We start from the raw sequence: 17,499 nt of genomic DNA, 5'->3' as shown, positions 1-17,499 counted from the left end.
GTTTTACCCTGAAAAATCAGCGAGCATATCCAAGGAAGGTGCAAAGAAAAGCGTTCCTGTTTCTGGGGTACTAAAATCCAAAATACGATCATAATTTCCAGTGGGATTTCCAATAAACATATTGGTTAACATTTTATTTACAGTCTGAAAACAACTTGCATAGCAAATAAAGTAAGTTCCCATTTGATTTGTAGCTGTATTTCCGAAAATCATATTATCTCGAACAACTTTAAAATCATCTCCAACATTGGCTAATGCGCTATGGGAATTAGAAGGTTTTACATCATCGCTCATTTCAATATCTTGTTGTTTAGATCTTCCAATAACGCGTTCTTGATCACAAACAGATAAAGAGTTCCATGCCTGTAGATTATGCATATACTTTTGAACAAAAACATAACTTCCTCCTTTGTACAATGGATCTTGTTTGTCTACTATGGCAAAATATTCTCTACTTGGTCCTTTAGGATTTTCCGTCCCGTCAACAAAACCCAATATGGATCTACCGTCCCAGTACCTAAATCCATGTATCTCTAACTCACAATTTGCAATACCTATTAAATCTTGGGTAATTAAACTGGCCATATCATGAGCGTAACTTTGGTTATCGGCACGTATATGAAAATGTAAATCCCCCTTTGTACTAACGGCCGTATGGACATCGCCTTTTATAGGCTCAAAGTTTTTAAGCTCCTTAGGAAGAGGTTTAGGAAGTTCGAGTTTTAACCAGGCATCATGACCTATTGCCATAACACAACTTGCATTGGAATTGGGAAATCTAGCTAATGCCGTGTTATTTAAATTAATAACTAAAGCACATAGGCGCTGAAAAGTTTGCTTGATTTTTACCAGATCCACATCTTTTTTAAAGTTCCATACCAAAAAATAGGTGTTGTGGTTTGGAAAATCCGTTACGTTTTGTGCGTTGTAATCTTTAACAGGTATTTTATTTGACATACATATAAATTATTAATACAGTTTTATTCACATAAAAATCTATCTCTAGACAACCAAAACAAAAATTGTTTTAATTATAACAATCTAATTTAAGATATTTTAATTCGATTAATCTAAGTATTTTAAAATATATTAATAAAAAACCTTACTCAAGCATAAGTATATTTAATTATATCTATAGCCTGTCTTTGTACTGCCTTTTGCATTTATAAAAAAAATAAAATATTTATTTTTGCAGAATTAACTAAACAAAAAAGATTTAAAAACAACTAATTTTTAAAACTATGAATAATGTAATTTTTTCGCAAGTAGACCAATATATTAGCCAGCGATTAGCCCCGGAGGATTCTATATTAAAACAAACAATAGAGTCTTTAGATCACAATGGTTTACCGCAACATAGCGTTTCTGCAAACCAAGGTAAATTCTTACAATTATTTATGGCCTTATCCAAAGCCAAAAATGTCCTTGAGCTTGGCACCCTAGGTGGATATAGTACAATATGGATGGCAAGAGCCTTGCCAATAGATGGAAAAATAACAACCATTGAAGTAGATACTGCTCATGCAAGGGTTGCTAAAGAAAATTTTAAAAAAGCAGATATCCTTGATAAAGTTGATTTAAAAATAGGAAAGGCATTAGATATCTTACCTACACTAATCCAAGAAGAGGCTAAAAAATTTGACCTTATCTTTATAGATGCTGATAAACCGCCATACACACAATATTACGAATATGCCTTACAATTATCTAACCCTGGCACGGTTATCATATTAGACAATGTGATAAGAGAAGCACAGATTTTAGATAAAGATTCCATTGACCCCAAGGTTATAGGAGTACAAAAGTTAAATGACTTATTGGCCAATGATAACAGGGTTATTGCAACTATTGTCCAAACCATAGGTGTAAAAGAGCACGATGGTATGGCCATTGCAGTGGTGAAGTAATTTAGCATATTAGTTTTTTATTGAAATAAAACTAGGAGTTATTTCCTTATTTGATAATAAATCAAGGAGTTGTTTTTTGGACTCCTTGGTTACTCTTACTCCAAATGCCCCCAGTTGCTAAATTTTATTTTTTTCTACAAATAAGTTTAAAAATCACTTACTATTTACTTCCAAATAATATAACTCAACTATATAAAGGACTCTTTTAAATAAACTAATTACTGTCTTTTTTAAAAAAAAGAAGCTAAAATTATCTTTGCCCCTACCTTTTATTTACTTTTGCATTCAAATTCAAACTCCCGGTAGTTAATCTTAAAAATGGATCCTATAAAAAAGTCTACCGTCTTGTTTTAAAGTAATATATTTGATGAATACAAGAGAAAAAATAACCTATCACAATCTTTTTAAATTAACCCTAGCCTGTGTAGTTGTTAGTATAGTTAGTTTAATATTAATCCATATCACAAAACAACTTACCGAGCACTTAGAAGAGTATCTTTTTCACAAAGTTTCTACCTACCAAAAGTTGTTATTTATAATATTACCCACCGTAGGTATTACCATTATTTATTTTTTGAGAAAGCTATTGTTTAAAGGTCGTAAAAATAAGGGAATTACCGAGATTTATAAAACCCTTGACCAGCGCAAAGACCACTTGCCTTTGTTTAAAATACCCTCTCACCTAATTAACGGTTTTCTAACGGTTTGTACGGGAGGTTCCACCGGGATAGAGGTTTCCTCTGTGGTGGCTACAGCCACTATCGGTAATGCTATTCACACCAAGGGGTTTTCTGCAAAAGCATTTAAAAAAGAATTAATATGCGCGGGGGTAACCGCGGGGGTTTCTGTACTTTTTGCAAGTCCAATTGCCGGTTTTCTTTTTGCTTTAGAAGTTATTGCTAGAAAAAAAAGTAAAACCTTATTTTTAAGTTGTGGTACCTCTGCTTTATTATCATGGGGGTTTATTACTTTACTTAATTATAAACCCTTACTTTCCATGCATGTAGACTCCTGGCATGGTTATGCACTACCATTTTTTTTATTAATGAGTTTATTGGCAGGTATCTTATCGGTTTATTTTACACTACTGGTTACGCGTATGAAAAAAATGTTTGGCAATATTAACAATAACTTTATTCGTGTGAATCTTGGGGCGATCTCCGTTGGGATATTTATCTTATTGTTTCCCAGTTTATATGGGGATAGCTACCATGGTTTAAAAGAGTTTTTAACTAACCCTGAGTCTATATCCCTACTTGGATTATTTCTACTAATATTTTTAAAACCCCTAGCGGCAGCTCTAACCCTTGGAGCTGGAGGCGATGGTGGGGTGTTTGCACCTAGTATTGTAGCCGGAGCCTTTCTAGGGCTTTTGTTTGCTCATATTTGCAATACTTGGTTTAATCTACAATTGGTTCCTTTAAATTTTGCTTTAGTCGGGGCAGCTGCTACCCTTTCAGCTTCCATTTACGCACCTTTAACGGCTTTATTTCTAGTGTGTAATTTAGTTGATAATGGCCATGTTTTATTCATCCCTATTTTAATAGGTAGCTTTACTGCTAATTATTTCTCAAAACTAATTTTACCTTATAATGTTTATACGTACGATTTTTATCTTGACAAAAAGAAATTATCTGATTTAAAGTCTTTTAATTAAAACCAAGGTAGTTTTTCTATATAATATAAATGCGTCTTTATAAATAGGGGCTAGCTATAAAAGGTCTTGCTATAAAATAAAAAACATCCCTTATGAGGATGTTTTTTTATAGATACGAAAAGTTCTTTTTTTTACTTTATACACCCGAATAAAGGACTTTACGGGATATTGTCTTTTATGAGGAATGTTATTGAAAACCAAAGCTACTATAAATAAGATAGAAACCCCGGAGATCACAGGGGAAAAAACATATTGATAGCCAAGTTCTGTTATGGCCGGTCCCCCTGTTACGGCTATTAAAGCAGTAGCTCCTCCTGGAGGATGTAATGCTTTGAAGATTTGCATCCCAATAATTGACAAAGAAACTGCCAAGGGAGCGGCTAGCCAAATATAACTTCCCATTAATTTAAAAACACTTACTCCTATTAAAGCTGAAATAATATGTCCTAAAAACAAATTTTTAGGCTGAGCCAGTGGACTACCTATAGCCCCATAGATTAAAACACAACTTGCTCCAAAGGATCCAATTAATAAAGTTAGATCATTTTTTGAGAATTCCTGATAATGTAGATAACTTATAATACCTAAGCCTATAAAAGAACCTATAAAGGCCCAAAAGTGTTCATTGAAATCCACAAGGGTTTCTCTATAGAGTAAGTAGCGGGTACGACGATACATTCTATTTTTTCGTATTGCCATTTGTATGTTTATATTTTGTGGCTGCAAATATATTACATCCACTACATATAAAATTAAATAATCTACTAATATTTTGTTTAAAACTCCTTGCTATTGTGGGCTTTACATTTAATAAATACCAATTTTAGTTTCAAATAATGTCGAATCGATTTTTTACTTGTTAAAAATACATATGGACCATAAACTTATTGTCCAAAGTAAGATTATCTTATAATTTTAAGTTTTCTTTGTGGGCTTATGCTTTTTTTAAACTTGGTTTAATTCCAATTAAATAAATTACTTTACTAAAGGTAATCCTTTACTTGTATATCCTTGGATCCCCTGGCTGAAATTCACCACATCTTTAAAGCCCATTTTCTTTAACAAAGTATAAGCAATAGCTGATCGGGTCCCGCTTTGACAGTGAATCACTATTGTTTTATTTGGGTCGATTTTATCTTTTTCTTTTTGTAGGTTGTTTAAAGAAATGTTTTGAAAACCTTTAATATGACCACTTTCATATTCTTGTTTACTTCGCACATCTATTAGCTGTACGTTTTGTAGTCCTTGGTAATCTTGCACTTTTTCTGGGTGAATAATTTCCATTTTTTCCAGCTCTTGCAATGCTTGTATATCACTAAAGTATCCATAAATATTATCCATACCTATTCGCATTAGTTTTCTGGTAATATCCTGGATCTGATCTGAATCAGTGATTAATACAATCTGAGGACCATAATCCACCAAAGACCCGATAAAAGTGGAAAAGGAATCGGAATTACCCACATGAATACTACCTGGAAAATATCCCTTAGCAACCACTGGCCAACTCCTTGTATCAATAATTAATAGATTTTCACTGGCTGCTTGTTTAAACTCCTGCATACTTAGCCTTGGTATTTTAGGTATTTGGATTAACAAAGCTCTTTCTTGTTTGTTTAATTGTTTCATGTGTTTAAAGTACGCCGGTATGGCTGGTTGATCCTGCAGAATATACCCAACAAAGGCCTGTTTGTCGTTTAATAAAGCAAAAGGCTTACTGGTTTTTTTTTCGATCTTTAAAGTAGATTGAGCAATATTACTTAAACTTTTACCACAAAAGGAACCTGCACCGTGGCCTGGCCATATTTGGGTATCCTCAGGTAGTTTACTAAACTCTGTCAAAGATTCAAATAAATCCAAAGCACCTTTTTGACTCTCCCCGGCAACACCTACTGCTTCTTGTAATAAATCTGGTCTTCCTAAATCTGAAACAAATATAAAATCTCCTGTTATAGCCTTAATAGGCTCTTGAGGGTTTGTCAAATCGCTAATTAAAAAGGTAATACTCTCTGGTGTGTGTCCCGGGGTATGAATTACTTTAATTTGTAGATTCCCAAAGTCAATCACATCGTTATGATTTAAAGGGGTATGTGAAAAATCATACTTCCAAGGCAAGGGACCTGCATCAGAGAGCAACAACTCGGCATTACTGGCTTTTGCCAATTCTCTGGATCCACTTAAAAAATCAGCATGAATATGTGTTTCACTCACATATACAATATCTAATTGGTGTTGTTTTGCAAAATCTAAATAAGTATCTATATCGCGTTTTGGGTCAATGACTATTGCTTTATTTTGATCATTTGCTATAATATAACTAGCCTGAGATAAGCTAGAATCATATACTCGTTGAAAAATCATATTTTGACCAAATACAAATCCTAGGCTATTACATAATAAAAAAAAACATAGCAATGCGGTTTTAACTCTCATAATTACATTTTAAAATTTCGCTAAAACTAACTATTAAATCAAATCTGTATTGTAACATAGGATACAATAAGGTATTATTATAAAAAATAGGGATTAATAAAAAAGAAGAATCATCTAAAAAGACAATTTTTGGATGATTCTCAAATTAAATAAAGGCAAACTAAGAATTTTACTCATAGAGTTACCTTGCTGTATTTTTATCTATAAACTAATAAGCTAACTAATAAAAAAATAAAAAGTTTCACAAATACTTTTTTGTCTTTATCTACTATCTTATTTAACCCATTGTAATTTACAATCACAGAATCACTCCAATTAATGTAGGGATTTACAATGGCCACCAGAATAGTTAACTGGATTTATTTCCAGGTTCTAATTGCAGGTAAATTTGGGTACCTACTTGTTTTTGACTGTATATTTCTAGTTTAAATCCACACATGATTGCCAGTTGAGTTACAATATGAAGTCCCAATCCGCTTCCTGAACTATCGGCAACCCAATTCTCTTTATGTGCTCTATAAAATCGTTGTTGTGCCCATTTGAGTTGTTCGGGGCTCATTCCTATTCCAGAATCACTAAAACAAAGTAACATCAAAGGTCCTTTGTATAGTAGTTCAATACTAATTAATGAGTCGTTTTTTGAATATTTAATGGCATTTGAAAAAAGATTATCCAAAATTATAGCAAATAAATCCTGGTAATTACAGATATGTTCTTGGCTTATATTCTTTATATCCACCTGAATATTTTTTTCATCTAAGAAAACCTGAAACCTTTCCTTTGCCTTTAATATCTCGTGTTTTAATTCAAAACTACTACTTTGAAGTTCTAAGGAGTTATTCTCAACGCGACTTATCAATAAAAACTGCTCCACTAAACGCTCCAAACGCTGGGTTTGATTTAGTACATACTGTATTTTAGTCTGATACTCTTGAATACTTCTGGGTTTTCGCATCAAAATTTCCAAACTACCTTTAATAACAGCCAAAGGAGTGCGAAGTTCATGAGAGGCATCACTTGAGAATTGCTTGGCTTGCAGGATTTGTCCCTCTAACCGGTCTACTAAAGAATTTATACTAATACACAACTGGTATAACTCATCTTGATTTTCAGGTAAAGGTACACGCAAGGATAAATTATCTTTAGATATCTGCTTGGTTGTGGATATAATACTTGAAACGGGTTTGGTAGATGTCGAGGCTATTAATCGTGCTACAATAAAAATAAAAATAACCGAAAAAGGAAACAATACCACTAAAGCACTTTTCAAGTATTCCATAGCCAGTTGGTTATGTTTTGTTGAGGCCCCAACAACCATATATCCCACTACTTTTCCCTTGTGATATAAAACACTCTGCATATTTAAAATCTCAATGGAATTGATTTGTGATAAATACGGGGTCATTGGTTTTTGCTTTCTATCCCATACTAGTCGATTTTGCACCATATTAGGTGAGTTTTCTACTAATTTAAAATTGGAATCATAGATGGTTATAAAAACTGGATTTAAAGCCACGTCGGTATGTTCTATCTCCTCCCATTCCCTGGGGTGAACATAATAAGTGAATTTATCTTGTTGGTCTATAAAGTTGCTCATATGCACTACCTCTTCTTCCAATATTTTATACATGGTTCGATTAATCCCGGCTTGAACTACATAGAAAATACAGGTAAAAATAAACAACAAAACTCCAGAGAATACCAAAGCATATAGCAAAGCTATTCTATTTTTTAATGATAATTTTTTAAACATCTTTTGACATATAACCAACACCTCTGACAGTGCAAAGCCTTGGATCACTTTTTTCTAAGTGTAATTTTTTTCTTAAACCATTGACAAACACCTCTATAACACTCGAATCATAATCAAAGTGAATATCCCAAATATCTTGTATTATTTGCTTTCGTGAACAAACCTTGTTTTTATTGACAAACAAATAATACAGTAAATGATATTCTTTTAGTGTTAAATCTATTAGTTGCTTATTTTTATAAACCTGATAGGTTTTTGGATAAATTCTTATATCTCCATTTTCGATAAATTCTTGACCATGAAAAGTTCTTAGCTGAACTTGGATACGAGCCAAGAGCTCACTAAAGGCAAAGGGCTTTTTAATATAATCGTTTGCCCCTGCCGATAAACCCTCTAGGGTATCCTCTAGGGTATCTTTTGCGGTAAGAAATATAATAGGGGTATCTTTATTGCTTGTATTTGAACCCCGAATAGATTTACATAACTCTAAGCCACTTGCCCCTATTAACATTCTATCTAATAGTATCACATGGAATTGTTTACTTTTTATTAATTCCATTGCGCCCTGGGCCTCTATAGAGTGATAAACCTGGTAACCTTCCTCTTGCAGACCTTGTTGTAAGAAGTTGGCAATACCAACCTCATCCTCTACAATTAAAATATTTACCTGTACCATGAAAATAGAATTTAATATTACTTGGCTTGCTTAATTAAATACTTTTTAAAAACCCTGGAGAGAGCTTTTGTAAAATCAAAGTGTTTTTGGTCATTGGCAAAATCTGTAAACCAATGGCTGATCTACACAAAATCTGTTGAATTTGCTTGGCTAAATTCTCCGAGCCACTAACTACAACAGTTCTTGGACCTTTTTGCAAAAAATCATTAGCCAAACCTACCACATCCATATCGGTTTTAGTTATATAAATAAACCAAGGAATTTGGCTTTGCCCTAGATAACAACATATTTTTGCCTCTAGATTACGAATACGATTCTTACTTTGTTTACCGTCTATTACAAATACAATACTATCTTTCATTTAATAATCCGTTTAAATATAGATAATCCGCTGTTTGATAATTTGAAATTATTTCTTTTTGAAAATCTTCTTGTTTATCTTTTAAAATCAAGTTACCGTCTTTCCAAAGGTATTGATTAACTTTATTTTGATCCGACAAAACCATCACATCTTTATCCTTTTTCATTCCCAATTGGATATAGGTTGCTAAAAAGCTTCGGGATTCATATTGCGGATCTAAAATATCCTTCCCATAAAACCCAGAGCGATAATTCCAATTAAAAATACTAAAAAGAGTTGGAAAAATATCTATCTGTGCTGTTTCTTTATCCACGATCATCTTATCAACCATAGGGGCATTATAGATAAATGCAGGAATATGATAATTATCCACATCAATCACACTTCCACCTGCACTACTAGCGCAATGATCAGCTATAAATACAAACACGGTTTGATCAAACCAAGGCTTTTGTTTTGCTTTTTGTAAAAACTCTCCAATAGCGTAATCCGCATACTTCACAGCCCCTTGTCTTCCTTGACCTGACTCAATATCTATTTGTGAATCGGGATAAGTATAGGGTCTGTGGTTTGAGGTAGTCATTACAAAGGCAAATAGTGGCTGATTTTGATTTGCTTTTTGATCAAATACAGAAATTACTTTATTGTAAATATCCTGATCACATATCCCCCAAGCATTCTCAAAGGTTACCTCATCATCTTGTATATTATAGCGATTTGCCGGTATCTTATCACTTAAAACGCTTCCTCTACCTCTATCGTATATATCAAATCCGTTTCCACCAAAAAAAGAATTCATATTATCAAAATAGCCATCACCTCCATAGAAAAACATATTGTGATATCCTTTTTCTTTAAACACGCTAGATACACTATATAGGCCTTGATTGTTTACTCTTTTAACAATACTATGTCCCGGGGTGGGTACAATGGATAAAACAACTGCTTCCATCCCCCTTACAGTACGTGTGCCACTGGCAAACATGTTTTTAAACCATACTGAGTTTTGGGCCAATTGATTTAAATTCTTTGTTATAGGTTCTCCTTTATATTCTTGTTGTAAAAAACTAGCACTCATACTTTCCATTAAAACAAAAATGACATTTGGTTTTTGTTCGGGTAAATTAGCATTACCAGACTTAATTGTTCGAAAAATGGGATTTACATGCTGGATATCGTACAGGGTTTTTGAATCTTTTAATTGCTTTTGAACCATTGAAAAAGCTGAATCAATATCTATGGTTTTATAGTGATCTTGATACAATAAATGATTGTTTCTAAAGGCCGAAAAAAAAGAAAATATTCCAGATTTAGAAATTTCATTATTATAACGGTTCTGCCAAAGGCTACTGGTATTGTTATCTAAAAAATAAATTAAACCCAATGCCAATAAAATATTTAATCCCACACTAATTGCCTTTAGTTTAAATGTGGTTTTACTAGTAAAGGTATTGTGATAGAATTTGAATTTGATTCCCACAAAAACCGTTATTAAACTCAATAATAATACCCCTGGGATTAATATCTGTAATGGGTAAGATTCTTGGATATTTTTAATAACCTCGTAGGTGTAAATCAAATAATCAACCGCGATGAAGTTAAATCTGCTTTTAAACTCTTGCCAAAAAGTTATTTCAGAGAAAAAGCTAAAGTAAAATATAATAAAATACAGGGTAGTAAATCCGTATACAATTACTTTGTCAAATACCGATCCTTGAATTCTCTGAGGTATTATACTTAACAAAATACCCATTGGTAAAACAAAACAACTCACAATGGCCATGTCATAAAACAAGCCAAACAAAAAAACAGATAGTAGCTGGATTATCCCTTGATCTAACTCAGAGCCCACATCAAGGACCAATCCCAATCTTAATAAAAAACTAAGAGTTAAAAAGACTAAATAGACAAACAAGATTACACTGTATCGACTTTTAAATAAAGAGCTGCACATACTTTGTTTTTTTTTCTTCAAAAGTATGGTCTAAATCTTGTTTTTTCTAGCCCTTAGATGAATCTTAAGCCAATCTTAAGTTTTAAAAAAAGCATCCTTTTTAAAATCATAAACCATTAAAAAACAAGGTAAGTATGTATTTAGAAAATCCAAGTGTTATTTATCTTTCAAGACTAGATAATTTACTATTGATCTGGGTTGTTTTCACTCTTTGTTTGATTGGCCTTTTGTAAGATTGCTTTAAGGGCTTGTTGGCGATTTTTCTTTTCTTGTTGCTTTTTTTGCTTGTCTTTAGCAATCTTTAAACTAGCTGCTTTTCGGTTAGCATCCGTATTTCTTGACATAGTATAAATGTTTTATAAGTAAAGTGACAAGTAATTCAATACTACTTATTTTTGCAATATTTGGGTAAGTTGTTGATCAATTATTTTAGTTTGCAAAGTAGTAAAACCAAATTTACTAAGTAAATTATAAGATGCCTTGTTATTTGGATCAATAAGTGCGATAATCTTTGTGTCTGGAAATTCCTGTTGCCCAATTCTTAGAAGCTCTTTACAAATACTTGTACCATACCCCTTGTTCCAGAATTCCTGTTTTAATACATATCCAATTTCTAGCTTAGTTGAATCAAAATTCGACCATACTAATTTAACATGCCCTAAAAATTCATTATTGCCGTTAAACACTTTAAAATTCCCAATAGTGGTAGCCATAGACTGATTTTGCCCTAGCATGTTATTGAATTTTTCCTGGGCTTGAAAAATACTTAAAGGGTGACCTGTAATATATTTCATTACCATGGGGTCTTTAACTAAACTATAAAATAAATCAAAATCTTTTTGCGTAAATTTCTGTAAATACACTTTTACAGGGGTCTGGTTGGTCATCAAATAAAACGTTTAACTCTACAAAAGTAACATGTTTTTTTTCTAAGTAAAAAATTAAGACCTATAATTTAATTATTATCATATCCTTTATCTAATCTAGACTGTTTTTGATCAAAACATAGGGGCTTTAAACACCACTTGAGAAGCAAAAACACATTAATTCAGGCAAATTATGGTATTTCTATCCTATAAATTCACGCACTACAAATTATAAGTAACACAAAATAAGAGCACTAAGAATTCCTATTAAAAAAACTAAAAAAATCCTTGCAAAGCCGGATATCCTCTAGTATATTTGCACTCGCAATACAAAAGTAATGCACTGGAGAAATGGCAGAGTGGTCGAATGCGGCGGTCTTGAAAACCGTTGACTGTCACAGGTCCGGGGGTTCGAATCCCTCTTTCTCCGCAAAATTATAAATAGTAACTTTTTAAAAAGTTAGTAAAAAAGCACAAAACCTATGATTCACAACGAGTTATAGGTTTTTTCTTTTTTAGTGGTATCTCATTTTTTTAAAAAGTGCACCCAAAAATACACTTGATTCGGTGCACAGAAAAACATTTTAATGATGCGCACCTTCAAACTTAGCGCCCCCTTACGCCAAATGGAGCCAGAGAGTTTTAAACTGTGATTTTGGAACGTTTTAATTCGACATTTATTAATATTTAAAAACAGTTGAATTATGTTAGAAAAACAGTTATCAATTAATTTCTTTCTTAAACCCAATAGAGAGAAAAGTGATTTAAGAGGTGTTTTGGATATCCAAACTAAATCTGGACAATTAGTTAAGCAGCTTTATTAATATTTATTATTTGATTAAATTCGTTGATTGTCTTGTAGTTTAAGTAGGAGTGTCTTCGTTTTTTATTATACCACATTTCGATATATTCAAAGACTTTAGATTTCATTTGCTTTGTACTTAATTGTAAATTCTCATAAACCATCTCCACTTTTAAGGATTTAAAGAAGCTTTCTGCTACAGCATTATCCCAACAATTAGCCTTCCTACTCATGCTTCTAACAACATTAAAGGACTCTAAATAGTTTGCAAATTTGTAATTTGCATATTGTACTCCTTGGTCAGAATGAAAAATTAGTCCTTCTTCAAAAACTCTGTTCTTTTTAGCCATTTTAAAGGTAGCCAAGGTGGTATTTTCTGTTGACATATCTTTACTCAAACTCCATCCAATAACCTTTCTATCGTATAAATCTATTATTGTAGTTAGGTAAATAAACCCTTCTTTAACAGCGATATAAGTAATGTCAGACACCCAGGCTTTCCCTGGTTCAGTTTGTGTAAATTGTCTATCTAAAATATTATCAACCACTAAATAATTGTGTTCAGAGTCTGTGGTTATTCTATATCGTCGAGCTATTTTACTACGTAATCCTAATTCTTTCATGTACTTAGCAACAGTTGGTTTAGATATTTTATAACCTCGGGCATTGAGTTCTATTGTAAGACGAGGACTGCCATAACGCTGTTTAAATTCTAGATAAACTTCTGTAATAACACGTTTTAGATCTGCTTTGGCTTGTTTTCTTTTATTAACAGGAGACCGTTTCCAATGATAATAACCACTTCTACTTACCTCTAAAACTTTACACATAATCCCAATCGGAAATTCATGTTCATGATCAAATAGGAACATGTAAATCATTTGCCGGTCTTTGAGAAAATGCCGATTGCTTTTTTTAATATTTCATGTTCTAATTCAACAGCCGCTAACTTCTTTTCTAACTCTTTTATCCTTTCTTGTTCTGGAGTCAGCTTTTGTTTACCATTACCTGGAAAACTAGCATCGCCTAACTCTTGAGCTTCTTTACACCATTTATACAATAATGTGGGTCTGATTCCAAGTTCACGAGCCAATTCTGATTTGTTTATTCTTCCTTAGCTAGTTCAACGGCTTGCTGCTTAAAAGCAGCATCGTAGGCCTTTCTAATTCTTTTCATAATTCAAAGATAAGTCTTTATGCTTAACTTGATGTCCAGGCTAAGTTACCAAGTCCATGCTGAACTTGACGAAAAAGACAAAACAATTATATTTAGCATGATTGAAACAATGCTCACTAAAAAGAAATTTAAAGACTTCTTTAATAAAAATATTGCAACACTATAAAATGACAAAGCCCCGCTAACGCAGGGCTTTGTCATTTTCATTACTTTATGCTCACGGACTGCACTCGAGGCTTTAGCCGAACATACGAAGTAAGTCCGCGCGATTTAGTTTTTAATAATATTTATAACTCCTTTTTATAAAATATAATTATAGCACAGACTAATGAGGTGGAGGAGTAACATTTATCGAAGGAACTCCATTAATTAATGGTTGTTTACAATTCCATTCCATATAATAAATTCTATCCTTTTTGTGTATTTCAACTATTAAAGACTCCTGTTGCTTTATTAAAGTATCTCCTTTAGTCCAATAATATTCAAAAATATCATGCCATCGATAATTGTATACTTTAATTAAAGTGTCTTTCTGGGTCTCCAAATCTTTTCCTTGTAATTCATAATAAAACACACCATCTCTATAACTACTTTCAGGTTTTGAATTTAAGATCAAGTTATACTTTTCTGCTAAAGTAATAGCCGTCATCTCTTCACAATGTTCCTTTTCTAAAAAACATCCCGTAAACCCGAAACTCATCAATAATATAAAATACACTCTCCTCATAATAAAACATTAGCTTTAATTATTTAAAAATCAATTCTTTTAAAGACACTGTTTGTCCTTTCCCTGCACGAACCCCTCCTCCAATTCCAGTACTCGCCTTATGCACACCTATTCCTCCAACTGGCCTTGAATATCCTACATTCATTCCATAGCCTCCTGAAAAATCATAAGTTGTCCCACGTATTCCTTTAAAAAGACTTATGTTCGGATCATTATTTTCATAGAAATCCATAGTTGCTGAAAATGAAGGTAAATAACTAGTAACACCTCCTGCATTAAATCCTGCAGCTCCTGAATAAGAAAGAAACACATCAAAATTATGATACTTATCCCAAACTATACTTGCTCCGATAGAAAAACCAAATCCATCAGGAGTATAAGCTCCATATTCCACCGAAGGCACAGCATTATAATAAGGATGTAACGATGACTTTTTGGTCATCTCAATTTCTGGCAAAACGGTTCCTACATCTGTTATACCACCTGAGGAATCATAATACTTACCTTCACTACCTGATAATATTTCATCAGCATAATTAAACTCCTTAGGGGTATTTGCTTTAGTGTAATCTTTACTAAATGTTTTCTCTCCTGTTTCTTTATTTTCTCTCCAACCATCCGCAGCCATCCCCGTCGGATCAATCAGATTAATCGGATTGTTATGCACATAATGGTATGGATTCCAATTTGGAAACTGTTCCGCTAGCGGATCCACACTCATCCACCTTCCAATTGCAGGGTTGTAGTTCCTAGCACCGTAATCATAGAAATTCAATCCTAACTCCTCTTGCTTTTCTTTATCATTATACTGATACTTCTAATCTGACATTAAAGCACCATTCTTTTGATTATACCCCTTATAAGCTAATCCAAAAGGATAATAGTTTATTTCGTCTATAATTTCACTGGTTTCAATTTTATTATTCCCATTCTTATCACTATAAGATAATCTTACACTCCCTTGATGATCTTTAAATTGATATACATATAAATTATTCTTAGCATTAAAAAATCCTACTACAGTTGGTAAAAAACTAAGCTTACCTTGTACATATTGAAACTCTCCTAAGTAATCCGTTAAACTAGCTACACCTTTTTCAGTTACTTTCTTCTGAACTTTTTGTCCTAAGGCATTGTAAGGATATTCAATTTTATCTGTTCCTAGATTAATAACAACAGGCAAATTTAAATGGTTATACGTGATCTTAGTTATTTTCTTATGTTTATCACTGGTTAAATTACCAAAGTCATCATAGATGTAATCTGCACCTGCGGTATTCACTTGTTTACATCCTTCTTGATTCCCAGAGCCATCTCTTACCGTTGATAATTTATTGCTACCAGATTCATAACCATAAGTAAGTTTATCTACCAGTGTTGTTACCCCAGCTACAGAGACTCCATTTCTATCTAGTTTTAAAATATTCCCATTCTTGCCATAGGATAGTCTCTCATCATGCAAACTAGCTGTAGAAGCCGAATTCAGTTCAGGATCTTTAAAAGAGCCTAAGACTAGTCTATTTGCTCCATCATACACATAACCATAGCCTTGCTTTTTATTATTTAAAGAGCTTGTCCAAATTTGTTCTGAAGATTTACAAGTTTAGCAAGCTGAGCCTCACGCCTTTTAATCAGTGTACGCCCCCAAGTATCGGGCATACTGTCCAAAAAAACATCAAAGTTTTCTTTTTCGTTGACAAATTGTGGTCCATTAAATAAATGTAAATCGGGATCTAACTGATAGTGATGTCCAGATTTTAACCATAGCTTATCATACGAAAAGCTGAATGCTTTACGTCCCTTGGCTTGATGGGCTGATAAAACACCCATAAGCATTGGACTTTCTAATCCTTGCCAATCTGCATACACGTAAATATCTGTTTTTTGTACTGCCATTTTATAACAATTCTAAATCTTGTAATTTTCGTCCGAAGGTGTCGTCTGCGGCTAACTTTAAAAAATCATCTTGTAAGCCTAAAACACGAAGTACATTAAAATAAGCTCCCATAGCCACGCTTGGTTCTCCTTTCTCTATTAAATTTAAAGTAGAACGAGCAATATCTGCTCTTTCTGCGACTTGTATGGTCGTTAATTTACGACGTTTACGAGCGAGTTTAATTTGTTCACCCATTTGTGATAAGGCATCTTTATATCGGGGTAAAATAATTTGCTTTTTCATAAATGTATGTTATTTCAAACAAAAGTATTGAATTTGACTGAATTAACGGACATTTTGGTTATAATTAATACATTCTTGTTTTCAATTTCCGTTTCTACATTAGCTTTTGCTATTTCGGCACTTACTTTGCCTGCTTTTTGTAATACCTCTCTGTGCAATTTAATTTAATTTAATTTAATTTAATTGGAAATTCAAAATCTGCAAATCCCTTAGCGATATCTAACAACGGACTAATGAGAATTAATACATCTTTTCTCTTATTTCTCATCGCTGTTAATTGATAGGAAAAATTAGCTCCCGTAGAATCACCCACGATTATTAATTGTGATGTATCTTGGTATTTTATTACTTTTTCTTTTAATAAATAGGGTATTAAATCAACTTTTATATCACCAAAAACAAAAAAAGTATCTTCCAAAAAACTAATAAAGTTATTTATTGAACTCCTATCCCCACCATGTAACCAAAAGTTAGCTATCATGTTAATATCATTTACAAATGCGATTATAGAATGATGTGATTTGCGTTCCCTTTTTACAAGGATTATATCCTCTATTAGTTCCTTGTTGTTCTTCGTAACGCGTCATAACAGTAAAGTCTATATCTAAGATGAAATAATTTAAATGAATGTTTTTAAAAAACCAACTAAACAAGTGTTTTACTGTTTCTATATTACTGCTAGAATCAAACTTCGAAAAACATCTCTTATAAGCATCTTGTCCAGAGGGGAGTTTCGCTAGTTAAATATTTTACCAAGTGCTTTATCATGCCTTGTTACTTTTGTGTGTAAAAAGTGATTGGCTCCACACCAAATACTAGCTATAAAAGACGCTAGAATAACATCAATATCATGGCATGGACATGGTTTGAGTTTTGATATGGAAGACCCGCACAAGAATCAATCTGTGATTTAAAGTCTATTTTATCTAACATTTGCTTTAAAAAGACCATTCCCCCAAGGTATAATCTCTTTACCGGTAAAGGATAGCTCAAAATACATAGGCTTAA

Annotated in this window: 18 protein-coding genes, 1 tRNA gene and 1 pseudogene; 3 read left to right on the top strand and 17 right to left on the bottom strand. The window is 32.7% G+C overall.

Annotated elements, in window-relative coordinates; translation table 11 throughout:
• Positions 1-3 precede the first annotated feature (3 nt).
• Positions 4-957, bottom strand: coding sequence for a Dyp-type peroxidase (locus ACYSNV_RS11375; RefSeq protein ID WP_461762672.1), 954 nt, complete (start codon positions 955-957; stop codon positions 4-6).
• Positions 958-1,241: 284 nt separating this feature from the next.
• Between ACYSNV_RS11375 and ACYSNV_RS11370 the strand changes: the two genes are divergently transcribed.
• On the top strand, positions 1,242-1,907 hold the full coding sequence (locus ACYSNV_RS11370; protein ID WP_461762671.1) for an O-methyltransferase: 666 nt from the start codon (positions 1,242-1,244) through the stop codon (positions 1,905-1,907).
• A gap of 367 nt (positions 1,908-2,274) precedes the next feature.
• A complete protein-coding gene (locus tag ACYSNV_RS11365) occupies positions 2,275-3,564 on the top strand; it encodes a chloride channel protein (RefSeq protein ID WP_461762670.1) in 1,290 nt (429 codons plus the stop codon).
• Between the two features lie 90 nt (positions 3,565-3,654).
• On the opposite strand, the gene ACYSNV_RS11360 is transcribed toward ACYSNV_RS11365, so the two are convergent.
• From ACYSNV_RS11360 to ACYSNV_RS11325, 8 genes are all read right to left on the bottom strand, one after another.
• Positions 3,655-4,242, bottom strand: coding sequence for an HPP family protein (locus tag ACYSNV_RS11360; protein ID WP_461762703.1), 588 nt, complete (start codon positions 4,240-4,242; stop codon positions 3,655-3,657).
• A gap of 297 nt (positions 4,243-4,539) precedes the next feature.
• Positions 4,540-5,997: an MBL fold metallo-hydrolase gene (locus ACYSNV_RS11355; RefSeq protein WP_461762669.1), complete on the bottom strand. Its 1,458-nt coding sequence runs from the start codon at positions 5,995-5,997 to the stop codon at positions 4,540-4,542.
• A 349-nt stretch (positions 5,998-6,346) separates the two neighbouring features.
• Positions 6,347-7,750 (bottom strand): sensor histidine kinase, encoded by a 1,404-nt coding sequence (locus tag ACYSNV_RS11350; protein WP_461762668.1) that lies wholly within the window; start codon positions 7,748-7,750, stop codon positions 6,347-6,349.
• Complete coding sequence (locus ACYSNV_RS11345) at positions 7,743-8,426, bottom strand: response regulator transcription factor (protein WP_461762667.1); 684 nt, start codon at positions 8,424-8,426, stop codon at positions 7,743-7,745. The genes ACYSNV_RS11350 and ACYSNV_RS11345 overlap by 8 nt, the downstream gene beginning before the upstream one ends.
• Before the next feature lie 34 nt (positions 8,427-8,460).
• Complete coding sequence (locus ACYSNV_RS11340) at positions 8,461-8,787, bottom strand: hypothetical protein (protein WP_461762666.1); 327 nt, start codon at positions 8,785-8,787, stop codon at positions 8,461-8,463.
• On the bottom strand, positions 8,777-10,741 hold the full coding sequence (locus ACYSNV_RS11335) for an LTA synthase family protein (protein ID WP_461762665.1): 1,965 nt from the start codon (positions 10,739-10,741) through the stop codon (positions 8,777-8,779). The genes ACYSNV_RS11340 and ACYSNV_RS11335 overlap by 11 nt, the downstream gene beginning before the upstream one ends.
• A gap of 185 nt (positions 10,742-10,926) precedes the next feature.
• Positions 10,927-11,085 carry a hypothetical protein gene (locus ACYSNV_RS11330; RefSeq protein ID WP_461762664.1) on the bottom strand — a complete coding sequence of 53 codons (159 nt, stop codon included), beginning with the start codon at positions 11,083-11,085 and terminating at the stop codon, positions 10,927-10,929.
• A gap of 45 nt (positions 11,086-11,130) precedes the next feature.
• Positions 11,131-11,628 (bottom strand): GNAT family N-acetyltransferase, encoded by a 498-nt coding sequence (locus tag ACYSNV_RS11325; RefSeq protein ID WP_461762663.1) that lies wholly within the window; start codon positions 11,626-11,628, stop codon positions 11,131-11,133.
• Positions 11,629-11,952: 324 nt separating this feature from the next.
• Between ACYSNV_RS11325 and ACYSNV_RS11320 the strand changes: the two genes are divergently transcribed.
• A tRNA-Ser gene (locus tag ACYSNV_RS11320) sits at positions 11,953-12,037 on the top strand.
• 377 nt (positions 12,038-12,414) lie between these two features.
• Here the strand turns inward: ACYSNV_RS11320 and ACYSNV_RS11315 are convergent.
• The 8 genes and pseudogenes from ACYSNV_RS11315 to ACYSNV_RS11280 form a co-directional block, all read right to left on the bottom strand.
• The gene (locus ACYSNV_RS11315; protein ID WP_461762662.1) at positions 12,415-13,290 is read right to left on the bottom strand and encodes an IS3 family transposase; all 876 of its coding nucleotides are present in this window, start codon (positions 13,288-13,290) and stop codon (positions 12,415-12,417) included.
• Positions 13,287-13,502 (bottom strand): transposase, encoded by a 216-nt coding sequence (locus tag ACYSNV_RS11310; RefSeq protein ID WP_461762661.1) that lies wholly within the window; start codon positions 13,500-13,502, stop codon positions 13,287-13,289. The genes ACYSNV_RS11315 and ACYSNV_RS11310 overlap by 4 nt, the downstream gene beginning before the upstream one ends.
• A gap of 408 nt (positions 13,503-13,910) precedes the next feature.
• Positions 13,911-14,312, bottom strand: a complete 402-nt coding sequence (locus ACYSNV_RS11305; protein ID WP_461762660.1) for a hypothetical protein — start codon at positions 14,310-14,312, stop codon at positions 13,911-13,913.
• 19 nt (positions 14,313-14,331) lie between these two features.
• Complete coding sequence (locus ACYSNV_RS11300) at positions 14,332-15,087, bottom strand: RHS repeat-associated core domain-containing protein (protein ID WP_461762659.1); 756 nt, start codon at positions 15,085-15,087, stop codon at positions 14,332-14,334.
• 42 nt (positions 15,088-15,129) lie between these two features.
• Positions 15,130-15,849, bottom strand: coding sequence for a hypothetical protein (locus ACYSNV_RS11295; protein WP_461762658.1), 720 nt, complete (start codon positions 15,847-15,849; stop codon positions 15,130-15,132).
• Between the two features lie 26 nt (positions 15,850-15,875).
• A complete protein-coding gene (locus ACYSNV_RS11290; protein WP_461762657.1) occupies positions 15,876-16,208 on the bottom strand; it encodes a hypothetical protein in 333 nt (110 codons plus the stop codon).
• A 1-nt stretch (position 16,209) separates the two neighbouring features.
• The gene (locus ACYSNV_RS11285) at positions 16,210-16,491 is read right to left on the bottom strand and encodes a helix-turn-helix transcriptional regulator (protein WP_461762656.1); all 282 of its coding nucleotides are present in this window, start codon (positions 16,489-16,491) and stop codon (positions 16,210-16,212) included.
• 370 nt (positions 16,492-16,861) lie between these two features.
• Positions 16,862-17,491 (bottom strand): annotated as a pseudogene (locus ACYSNV_RS11280) (transposase); the annotation flags it as partial.
• Positions 17,492-17,499: the final 8 nt, after the last annotated feature.

This window comes from Myroides sp. LJL119, assembly GCF_054871605.1.
This window is presented reverse-complemented; position numbering and strand designations above follow the sequence as displayed.

Excerpts from the sequence above, each read along its gene's own strand:
- ACYSNV_RS11375 (WP_461762672.1), bottom strand. The coding sequence starts at position 957 with ATGTCAAATAAAATACCTGTTAAAGATTACAACGCACAAAACGTAACG.
- ACYSNV_RS11370 (WP_461762671.1), top strand. The coding sequence starts at position 1,242 with ATGAATAATGTAATTTTTTCGCAAGTAGACCAATATATTAGCCAGCGA.
- ACYSNV_RS11365 (WP_461762670.1), top strand. The coding sequence starts at position 2,275 with ATGAATACAAGAGAAAAAATAACCTATCACAATCTTTTTAAATTAACC.
- ACYSNV_RS11360 (WP_461762703.1), bottom strand. The coding sequence starts at position 4,242 with ATGTATCGTCGTACCCGCTACTTACTCTATAGAGAAACCCTTGTGGAT.
- ACYSNV_RS11355 (WP_461762669.1), bottom strand. The coding sequence starts at position 5,997 with ATGAGAGTTAAAACCGCATTGCTATGTTTTTTTTTATTATGTAATAGC.
- ACYSNV_RS11350 (WP_461762668.1), bottom strand. The coding sequence starts at position 7,750 with ATGTTTAAAAAATTATCATTAAAAAATAGAATAGCTTTGCTATATGCT.
- ACYSNV_RS11345 (WP_461762667.1), bottom strand. The coding sequence starts at position 8,426 with ATGGTACAGGTAAATATTTTAATTGTAGAGGATGAGGTTGGTATTGCC.
- ACYSNV_RS11340 (WP_461762666.1), bottom strand. The coding sequence starts at position 8,787 with ATGAAAGATAGTATTGTATTTGTAATAGACGGTAAACAAAGTAAGAAT.
- ACYSNV_RS11335 (WP_461762665.1), bottom strand. The coding sequence starts at position 10,741 with ATGTGCAGCTCTTTATTTAAAAGTCGATACAGTGTAATCTTGTTTGTC.
- ACYSNV_RS11330 (WP_461762664.1), bottom strand. The coding sequence starts at position 11,085 with ATGTCAAGAAATACGGATGCTAACCGAAAAGCAGCTAGTTTAAAGATT.
- ACYSNV_RS11325 (WP_461762663.1), bottom strand. The coding sequence starts at position 11,628 with ATGACCAACCAGACCCCTGTAAAAGTGTATTTACAGAAATTTACGCAA.
- ACYSNV_RS11315 (WP_461762662.1), bottom strand. The coding sequence starts at position 13,290 with ATGATTTACATGTTCCTATTTGATCATGAACATGAATTTCCGATTGGG.
- ACYSNV_RS11305 (WP_461762660.1), bottom strand. The coding sequence starts at position 14,312 with ATGAGGAGAGTGTATTTTATATTATTGATGAGTTTCGGGTTTACGGGA.
- ACYSNV_RS11290 (WP_461762657.1), bottom strand. The coding sequence starts at position 16,208 with ATGGCAGTACAAAAAACAGATATTTACGTGTATGCAGATTGGCAAGGA.
- ACYSNV_RS11285 (WP_461762656.1), bottom strand. The coding sequence starts at position 16,491 with ATGAAAAAGCAAATTATTTTACCCCGATATAAAGATGCCTTATCACAA.